Source organism: Paenibacillus sp. 01T422 (assembly GCF_056398785.1).
In genome coordinates this window covers 1-10,140 of record NZ_JBFTQB010000231.1, presented here as the reverse complement: position 1 = coordinate 10,140, position 10,140 = coordinate 1, and the positions used below count along the sequence as shown (strand labels likewise).

The window sequence follows — 10,140 nt, the reverse complement described above, 5'->3', positions numbered from 1 at the left end:
GTTTAAGCTTGATGTTCGATTGCAAGATAAAAGAAGGTTCCAGGCCGTCTCTTCCAGCGAATCCCGATGAGAATCAGATAGGCGTCAGATGGGTTTCATTGTCTGAGCTGGACAGCATTGTGCTTTATCCGAATATTAAGCAGCTAATTAAGGATTACGCTAGGGATCGTAAGAGAAATATTGAACTGATAGAGGAGTACAAGCTTCCGATAAATTAACGCTGTTAAGAAGCCGCCGATGCATACCAATGCTCGGTTTTTTTAATTTAGAATAATAATTGACAATCTATGTTTCTAGTGTAAATATATCGATCTTTTTAATCATATTATCATGTGAAATTAAAAGCCCGTATGATAAGCTTTACTAGTATGCTTTTTTTATTTGCTAGATCGTTGAGGAGGGGTAATTTGATAAAAAATTTACAAAGAGTGAGCATTATGCTCATTTGTTTCTTGCTCGTTTTTGGAACGATGCTGGGGCAAAAGACGATGGCGGCAAGTCAGCAGCCAGGCGATCAGCACAGTGTAATTCCTAATGAGCCTATTACAGGCGCCGCTTATGGTGATGGCGTGTATGTCGCTGTAGGCTACTATGGAAAAATTTTGAAGTCCAGCAATGGGGTCGACTGGCAAATAGCCGCGGACAAATCGCGTCTTGATGTCACGTATACCAGCGTTGCGTACGGTAACAATCAATTCGTTGCTGTAGGGGATCAAGGGACGGTAATGACGTCGCCTGACGGAAACACTTGGACGCAGCGTGATTCCACGATATCGACCAGAATTGATAGAGTTGCTTATGCGGGGAACGATATCAACAAGTTCTATGCGGTTACAACTGCGGGCAAGGTGATCACCTCTACGGATGGCATTGCATGGTCGTCGATGATGATAGGGACAAGTAACAATCTGACCTCCATAGCGGTCAGCAACACAGCGATTGTTATTGGTGATTCCGGCGGTTATGTACATACGTCTACAGATGGAAGCACTTGGTCTAAGCATACGAAGCTTCAGGGTTCATTTTTTATCAATTCTGTACTGAGCCTTAACAATCGATTTTATGCCAACGACGCTTTGGGATCGAGTTATACGTATACAGATGAAACTAGCTGGTCTGGTCCGTTCAGAGTAGCTGGCAACGCGTCGAGCCAAATATTTGGAGGCCTATATGATACAGCCAATTCCAAATATTACTTATTTGGTTATGATGGGACGTCATATGGCGGTATTTTTACGTCGGCGGATGGTACAATTTTTCAACAGCAAGCTAAAGGCTCTACAATGACGTCGCAAAATGCCTTCTATGATAACGGCATATATATGCAGCTTGGTAATGATGGTATTGTGGCTTCTACTAATGGTACGACATGGCAGTATCCATATGGCGGATCATTTGCCAATGTGATCTATGATGGAACTCGTTATCTTGCCGTAGGGCGAAATGGGAACGATGGCTTCATCAAAGGGTCAACTGATGGCATTAATTGGTCCAAGGTTAATTCAAATTTGGTTCCTGCTCTGACTTCCATTGTTTATGCTAATGGCAAGTATGTTGCTGTCGGCGATGCGGGAACGGTGATCACTTCAAGCGACGGCACGAATTGGATTGTAAATCCCACGGCACTTTCGGATTACAAGCTCACTTCGGTCACCTATGGCAATGGAGTATTAATTGCCGTTGACGAAATTGGTACCATTTATAAATCAACGAATGATGGTGCGAACTGGTTACCACCGGTAAGAGAAGATACGGTTAATTATAACGCCTTGCAATTCGTTTCCTACACAAATGGGAAATTCTATGCAGTCGGCGATTATAATACTTATCTTGAGTCGACGAATGGGGATACTTGGCAACCAGTTGCTTCTTCTGCTGTTCCGAGCGCAGCTTTCTTCAACATCAATGCTTCCCAGCAGGCGGACATTCCGGTGACGTTGACGAACACGCTGAAGAGCATCAGTGTCGGCAACAGGGGTACGGTTTTGATCCAAGGTACTGATTTTACAGTGTCCGGAAGTGTTGTAACGCTCAAAAAAGAGATGTTGTCTCAACTGGCTGAAGGATGGCAGACGTTTACTTTCCATTCGAGTAATGGAGCATCGCAGACGTTTGCGGTGAATGTAACAAACACATCCTCTGCACTAGGTCAGGCGGCAACCGTGCAACTGTCGAAAGACGGAATCGCGACTTGGAACCTGGTGTCAGGCGCAGCAGGTTATGAAGCACAGTTATATCGCAACGGATCGGTGTGGGGCAGCGCCGTTTCGGCGAATGCCAGTACGCTGAGTGCAAATTTCCTGACCGCTATGCGTTCAGCAGGCGTGGGGAGTTACACTTTTAAAGTAATGGCAAAAGGGGATACGGTTAACTACAAAGACGGGCAGCAATCGGATGCTTCGAATCCTGTAGTGATTTATAAAGCACCAACGGAGGACGGAACGGCTAACAAAGCGGGAACTTCCCAAAATGCGAACTTCAACATCAATGTGAACGCATTGGTTGGAGCTGTTGTGACAGCGAAAGTAGGAGCTCTTACTGTTTTAGAATCAGGAGCAGCAAATGTGCCTGCGGTTGCAAACGGGAAAGCAACACTTCCCATTGACATCACGAAGCTAACAGAAGGCAGCAATGATATTGTGATTGCTTTTACCGTTGGAGCTGAAAGTTTTTCCGAAGATTTAAAGGTTTCACTCAAGAAAGACACGATTGCACCTCCTGTACCAACGGAAGACGGAACAGCTGATAAAGCGGGTACAATTCAGAATGCGAATTTCAATATTATCGTCAATGCTGAAAATGATGCTAAGGTAACAGCGAAGATTGGCGCTACAAATGTGCTGCAAGTTGGAACTGCAATAATAGCAGCCAACGGGAAAGCAACGCTGCCGATTGATCTATCGAAGCTTGCTGAAAGCAACAATCAGATCGTCATTGTCGTGACGGACGCAGCAGGAAACGCATCAACATCACTGACGGTACCCGTCACGAAAGATACGGTAGCACCGAGCAAACCGGTCGAAGACGGATCAGCAGACAAAGCAAACACTACGCAGAATGCCAATTTCAACATCATCGTAACCGCAGAAAACGGGACAACGGTGACGGCGAAAGTGGGAGCCACGAATGTGCTKCAGTCTGGTACGGAAGTAACGGCGGCGAATAATAAAGCCKTRCTGCYGATTGATGTAACGAAGTTGGTGGAAGGATCGAACAGYATCGTAGTTGAGGCGAAAGATGCCGTTGGCAACACGTCCRCTTCCTTAACGATTATTGTCAATAAGGATACGAATCCACCGAATACTCCTGCGGAAGACGGAACGGCAAACAAAGCAGGATCGACCCAGAACGCGAACTTCAACATTATCGTAAACGCGGAAACRGGTTCAGCAGTAACRGCGAAAGTAGCAGGCGTGAACGTTCTGCAGTCSGGAGCGAGTGTAACGGCTGCTGCTGGTAAAGCAACACTGCCAATTGATATTACAAAGCTTGCAGAAGGATCTAACGAGATTGACGTTGTCGCAACAGATGCCACAGGCAATACTTCTATTGCTTTGACAGTTGCTGTAACAATAGACACGACGCCTCCAACGGATCCTACGGAAGATGGAACAGCGCCCAAAGCGGGTACGATCCAGAATGCAAACTTCACTATCATCGTAAATGCAGAAACAGGAGCAACGGTGACAGCAAAAGTAGGAGGCACCAATGTCCTACAATCAGGAACGAGTGTGACAGCTGCAAGTGGCAAAGCACAACTGCCAATTGATATCTCACTCCTCGGAGAAGGCGCAAACAACATTGAAATTGTTATTACAGATGGCGTGGGAGCTGCTTCTGGCATTTTGACAGTAGCTGTGACCAAGGACACGTTACCGCCGACTGTACCTGTCGAAGATGGGTCAGCAGACAAAGATAACACATCACAAACAGATAACTTCAACATTATCGTTGCTACCGAAGCGGGTGCAATTGTAACGGCGAAAGTTGGAAGCACGAATGTCCTACAGTCTGGAACGAATGTAACAGCAGTAGGCGGCAAAGCGATTCTTCCGATTGACTTGTCGATGCTAGCAATGGGCGACAATGAGATTAAGGTCGTTGCAACGGATGCCATTGGCAATTCAGCTGTCGCACTAACGGTCAAGGTTACTCGCGATCTAAGCTCAAATGCGGATTTAAGTGCTTTGGGTGTTAGCAGTGGAAATTTGAATGAGACTTTTGCAGCTGACACGACAAGCTACACGTTAAGTGTAGCAAACAACGTCGAGACGATGACGGTTACGCCAACGACAGCAGATACAAGAGCGAGTGTGACAGTAAAAAATGTAACGGTAGTAAGCGGTCATGCAAGTACAGATATTTCGCTTAGCGTGGGCGTGAATCATATCGAAGTTGTTGTGACAGCAGTTAATAATTCGGTAAAAACCTACACGATTGCGGTTACAAGAATCAGTAACAATGCGCTGCTTGCAGACTTGTCGGTCGATCAAGGGAAGTTATTACCGGATTTTTCGAATTCCCAGCTCAACTATCAAGTGGAAGTACCTAATACGGTTTCAGGTCTCAATATGTCCTTTGAAAAGGCAGAGCCTAATGAAACGGTTACTGTAACGGGTGCAACCTATTCAACTGTAACAGGCAATGTTTATACTTACAGTGTTTCTAATTTGAACGTTGGTTCTAATACGATTAGCATTGTAGTAACTGCGCAAGACGGTACAACAAGTAATGCGTATAGCCTAACGATTGAACGAGCACCTATTGTAAGTGGAAATGCAGACTTGAGCAGTTTGACGCTTTCGAGTGGAGCACTGACGCCGGTATTTGATTCCGCACAAACGAGTTACACGGCCAATGTAGCAAATGGGGTATCCCAGCTCACGGTAAGTGGCAGTTTGGATGATAGTCATTCGACGATGACCATAAACGGGACAGCAGTCTTGAACGGTCAAACTAGTGGCAATATCGATTTAGTTGTCGGGGCAAACACAATTAAGATTATCGTGACAGCGCAGAACGGGACGACGTCGAAGGCATATACAATTACCGTGAATCGCGCTGCGCAGGAAAATACGGATGAGCATGAGGATGAACATGAAGATGCTGGTAACAGTGGTTCTGTAACATCTAATCCTTCCTCTGTGACTGGAACAAATGGTCAATTAACGCTTCTTGTAGGTCAATCAGGAGAAGTTAGTTTGGGTGAGGCAATCACCATTTCTATTCCTGCGGGAGCTGCAATGAAAGAACTGAAATTATCGATTGAAAAATTAGTGAACACTCAGAATCTGATTTCGGATAAAGATATTCTTCTAAGCCCGATCTTTGAGATTTTGAAAAACTTCTCGGAGAGCTTCAGTAAACCGGTCACGTTAAGCTTTGCTTTCGACACATCAGCTGTACAAAAAGATCAAAAACCATCTGTCTTCTACTTTGACGAAGTGCAGAAAACATGGGTTGAGGTTGCTGGCGGAACTGTGAATGGTAATCGAATTACTGTAGCGGTGAATCACTTCACGAAATATGCGGTATTCGCTGTCGGACAAGCCGAACCAACGAAAGATCCTTCCGGCAACCCTGCTTTCCGTGATATTACAGGACATTGGGCAGAGGTTAGCATTAAAAATGCAGTTAACGGAGGTATCGTAAGCGGATATCCGGATGGCACATTTAAGCCGGATTCAACAGTAACTCGCGCAGAATTCGCGGTTATGTTAATGAATGCATGGAAACTGCAAGGAGAAGGAGCGGTACTAACCTTCACAGACAAAGCCAAAATCGGAGCTTGGGCTGAGCAAGCTATCGCAAAAGCAGTCAAAGCAGGCATCATTCATGGTTATGAAGACGGCAGCTTCCGTCCAGATGCACAAATAACACGTGCCGAAATGGCCGTGATTATCGCAAACGCGCTGGGGGCATCCACTGCTGCTGGTGCGGCTACGGGCTTCTCGGATGACGAGAATATTCCAGCATGGGCCAAAGGCAGTGTTGCTTTCGTGAAGCAAGCGGGTATTGTACAAGGCAGAGACAAAAATGCTTTTGCTCCGCAAGCTAACGCAACTAGAGCTGAGTCTGTTGTGGTTATGTTAAAAGCTTTGGAACAAAAGAACAAGTAGCATGTATGGAAGGAACCCAGCCTAATCAGGCTGGGTTCTTTTTTTCAAAAGATTTGGAGTAGCCGGAAGGCGAAATAACTGCATTTTCTACCGTTAAAAATGGCGCTGAGAGATGCGGCTGTCGAATAGAAGGAATTCTGCAGCTAATTCTACTAGAAATGCTCCTTTTATGGAAAAACAAGGGAAATAGAATGAGTATTTCCATCTAATCCCATATATTTAGTTCATTTGAACAAATTAACGGTATTATTTCCACGTAAAATTTATTGGGGGATCAGGGCTGTGACCTCAAATTCTCAGCCGTCGTCCCCCCAACCCACAGCTCCCCCTGGATGCGAATATGCTCACACGGCAACGTGGGATTCGCGATGCGCCAGAGCATGCGATCAGCCGCCCGGTAGCCGGTTTCGCGAACGGACAGCAGCGGCCGGGTGAACTCTGGCAGGGAAACGGGCTGCTCATTGAGCATGCCGATGAGGGAGATGTCCTCGGGAATGCGCAGCCCCAGCTCGGTGCAGAGCTGGTACACAGCCGGGACCTCGCCATCGACGCCGCAAATCAAGGCGGTAGGCGCGTTGCGAAGCAGCTTGACGCGCAGGTCTTCCAGCCAATGCGGATTCGTATTCCGCGCATCGATAGAATGCTGGCGCGGATCGATAGCCGCATCAAATTCATTCATGGCATGCTGGAACGCCTGCCAGCGCAATATAAAGCCACGCTGTTGATGCGTATCGCCAACATACATGATATGGACATGCCCGATGGACCGCAGGTAGGCAACGGCTTGGAAAGTAGCTTCATAGATGTCCCAGATGACGCTGTCTACTTTGGTGCCGAGCGGTGGATAGCTCAGCAGAATTTTGGGGATCGGCAGCTTCAGGAGCTCATCCTCCCAAGACTTAGGCGTCAGGCTGGGAGCGATGAAGATGCCGTCGGTGTAGGCAATGCCACGCTCTTCCAACCAGTCGGGCATTTCGCTGCTCCGGATGGAAGTCGGCAGCATGCAGACTTCGATATGGTGGCCGAAGGAGGCGAAGCGATCCTGCAAGCCGCCGATTAATCGCGCATGATAATTCAAGGATGCCTCTGTTTGAACAAGCAGGAATCTCATTTTCTCGTATTAGATCATGTGGAGGTAGAGCAAATGGCTAAACATACGACACAAACCATTAAGATTTCATCTGAGCTTCCGATTTCCTATACACCGGACGTCGTCGTTGTCGGAGGCGGAGCAACGGGTGTTGCCGCTGCCATGGCAGCAGCACGCAATGGTGCAGATACACTGCTGATCGAGCAGCGGGGATATTTGGGCGGCATGGGGACAGCGGCATTAGTGCCTGCATTCTGCCCATACTCGGATGGCGAGAAGCCGATCATTCGCGGCATTGGCCTGGATCTTCTGAACGAGATGAAGCGGGCGGCAGGAGACGCATTTCATGAGCGTTATAAGGAACAATTGGACTGGGTGCCTATCGATGTTGAAACGCTGAAGCGTGTGTATGATCAGCAAGTTTTGGAGAGCGGTGCCAAGATCTTGTTCCACACCGTCGCTGATCAAGTGCTGCTGGAAGGCGACCGCATCAGTGGCCTGGTGATCAGCAACAAGTCGGGACGCTCAGTCGTTCAAGCCAAGCTGTATATTGATGCGAGCGGGGACGCTGATTTGGCGGCGCTTGCTGGCGTACCGTTCCAGACTGGCGGGGAAAATGGTGAGCTGCAGCCGGGAACGATGTGCTATCTTGTGTCAGGAGCGGATAAAGCACGTTTCGATCAGTTCTGCCAGGACTCGGGGCAATCGAAGCAGCTCGATAAAACGATTGTGGAAGCGCAGCAAAATGGAGATCTCCCAGAAGGCCGTAAACGCGTATCCGGTATCGCATGGATCACCGATTCCATTGCCGGGTTTAATTTTGGACATATTTTCGGCATCGATGGTACGAGCGCGGAAGATTTGACGTATGCGGCTATTGAAGGGCGCAAGCTGATCGATGTACAAATTAAATTTCTGCGCAAATATGTGCCAGGGTTCGAGAATATCCATCTTGTGCACTCCGGTGATCAAATTGGTATTAGAGAAACGCGCCGCATAGCGGGCGATTATACGCTTGTCGTGGATGACTTCATCTCCATGCGGACGTTTGAAGATGATATAGCGCGTAATGCGTACTTTATCGATATTCATCTCGCCAATGCCAGCAGCACCATGGTTATCAAACATTTGCCAAAAGGTAAATCACATGGTGTTCCTTACCGCTGTATGCTGCCGCAAGGCAAGTCCAACCTTATTGTTGCCGGTCGCTCTGTTTCGTCGGACCGTCCGGTCCAAGGCTCGCTGCGCGTAATGCCGAACTGCTTTGCCATGGGCCAAGCGGCTGGTACGGCTGCGGCAATGGCGAGCGTGACAGGTGCCGGTTTCCGTGAGGTGAACATTCCAGAGCTTCAGCGCAAGCTGGTAGAGCAAGGAGCTTGGCTGGGCGAAAATCCTGGAAAAGTAGAAGCTGTTACTGTGGCCTCCGGTCACATTGAGTACGACGAGGAAAGCAATTAGTTCGAGGAGATTATCACATTATCATCTAGAAGATCGTCCCAGACCTGCCTTTGGCAGCAGGGGCGATTTTTTTTGAAGGCAATCTATTTCGAACACGCAGACTAGCAAGTATACTAGAGTTGCAGGATAAGGGAGGCGCATGCAACATGTTTCGACTCGTAATTGTAGATGATGAACCTACTGTGAGGCATGGTTTAATGTCTTATTTTGAATGGGATAAATATGGCATTGAGGTTGTTGGCGAAGCTGATGATGGAGACGTGGGTCTGGAAGTGATTGAGAGTCTCAAACCGGATATTGTTTTGACGGATGTTCGCATGCCGCAGATGGATGGGATTCGTCTTTCACATGCTATTAAAGCGCGTTTTCCGACGATGAAAATTGTGTTTGTGAGCGGGCATGACGATGCGGATTATTTGAAATCAGCACTCAAGGTCAATGCGGTGGATTATATATTTAAACCTGTCGATAGGTTGGAACTAGCTGCTGTTGTCGAGCGGGTCGTCAATGAATTAAAAGAAGCGGAGCAAGAACGAACCTATATCGTTGATATGCAGGTAAAACTAACTCAAAGCATGCCGTTGCTGCGTGAAAAGTTTCTGATGTCATTAATTCGGGACGGAATTCCGCACCCAGGCAGGATCAAAGATCGGCTTGATTTCCTAGGACTTGTGCTGCCTAGCGAAGCAGTTTATTGGACGATTGTTGTAAAAATTGATGATAGCGATCAAGTGGTGGCGACACGCTCCGAGAGGGATCAGCAGCTGTTATCTTACTCTATTTTGAATATTATCCAGGAAATTATCGGGACATATATGCAGGGTTATGTGTTTGAGAATCGCAATGGAGAATTCGTTGGAATTCTGAGAATGGGTGATGAAGATACTCAGGAGGAGATGCTTCTTGGTGTTGCGGAGGACATTCGGGATAGCTTGCTCAAATGGTTGAAAATAAGCGTTACGATTGGCGTAGGCGAACGAATATCAGAATTGGCTGCTTTGCCACAGTCGTATAATCAGGCGCAAGAGGCTGCTGACCATCGATGGTATTTGGGGAAAAATCGCATTATATCCATCGACCATTTGGAACATGATAATGAAAACGTATACCGTTTTGATGCTGCGCAGGGAGAACGTATTGTGTCAGTGGTCAAATCATCGGATAAAGCGGCACTGCATGCCGAGTTGGATGATGTATTTATCCCGCTTTCTCAGAACCGCAGGTTAGGATTCTCGAACGGGCGAAACGTGAGCTTGCAATTAATTTTGCTGGCTAGCCGGCTTTTGCAAGAGCTAAATATGCTGGGACCCGACATGGAGAAGAAGGAGAGAGATTTGTGGGAACGTATTTTTAAACAAGAGCGCATGGCAGATTTACGGAAAATTGTGGAAGAGCATCTTCTACAGGTTTGCGAAAGCATTGAGGAGAAGCGCAAAGGGAAGCCGAAAAACGTCATTGAACGCATCCACACCT

Annotated in this window: 5 protein-coding genes; 4 read left to right on the top strand and 1 reads right to left on the bottom strand. The window is 47.3% G+C overall.

The window, feature by feature from the left end; all coding sequences use genetic code 11:
• Both AC1DUA_RS14895 and AC1DUA_RS14890 read left to right on the top strand, forming a co-directional pair.
• Positions 1-218: NUDIX hydrolase (locus AC1DUA_RS14895; RefSeq protein ID WP_477500515.1), on the top strand; the 218-nt coding region annotated here is incomplete at its 5' end.
• A gap of 189 nt (positions 219-407) precedes the next feature.
• A complete protein-coding gene (locus AC1DUA_RS14890) occupies positions 408-6,119 on the top strand; it encodes a cadherin-like beta sandwich domain-containing protein (RefSeq protein WP_477500514.1) in 5,712 nt (1,903 codons plus the stop codon).
• Between the two features lie 274 nt (positions 6,120-6,393).
• On the opposite strand, the gene AC1DUA_RS14885 is transcribed toward AC1DUA_RS14890, so the two are convergent.
• Positions 6,394-7,197 (bottom strand): substrate-binding domain-containing protein, encoded by an 804-nt coding sequence (locus AC1DUA_RS14885; RefSeq protein ID WP_477500513.1) that lies wholly within the window; start codon positions 7,195-7,197, stop codon positions 6,394-6,396.
• Between the two features lie 66 nt (positions 7,198-7,263).
• Here AC1DUA_RS14885 and AC1DUA_RS14880 point away from each other — a divergent pair, with 66 nt between their 5' ends.
• Positions 7,264-8,667 carry an FAD-dependent oxidoreductase gene (locus tag AC1DUA_RS14880; RefSeq protein WP_477500511.1) on the top strand — a complete coding sequence of 468 codons (1,404 nt, stop codon included), beginning with the start codon at positions 7,264-7,266 and terminating at the stop codon, positions 8,665-8,667.
• 146 nt (positions 8,668-8,813) lie between these two features.
• Positions 8,814-10,140: response regulator (locus AC1DUA_RS14875; protein WP_477500510.1), on the top strand; the 1,327-nt coding region annotated here is incomplete at its 3' end.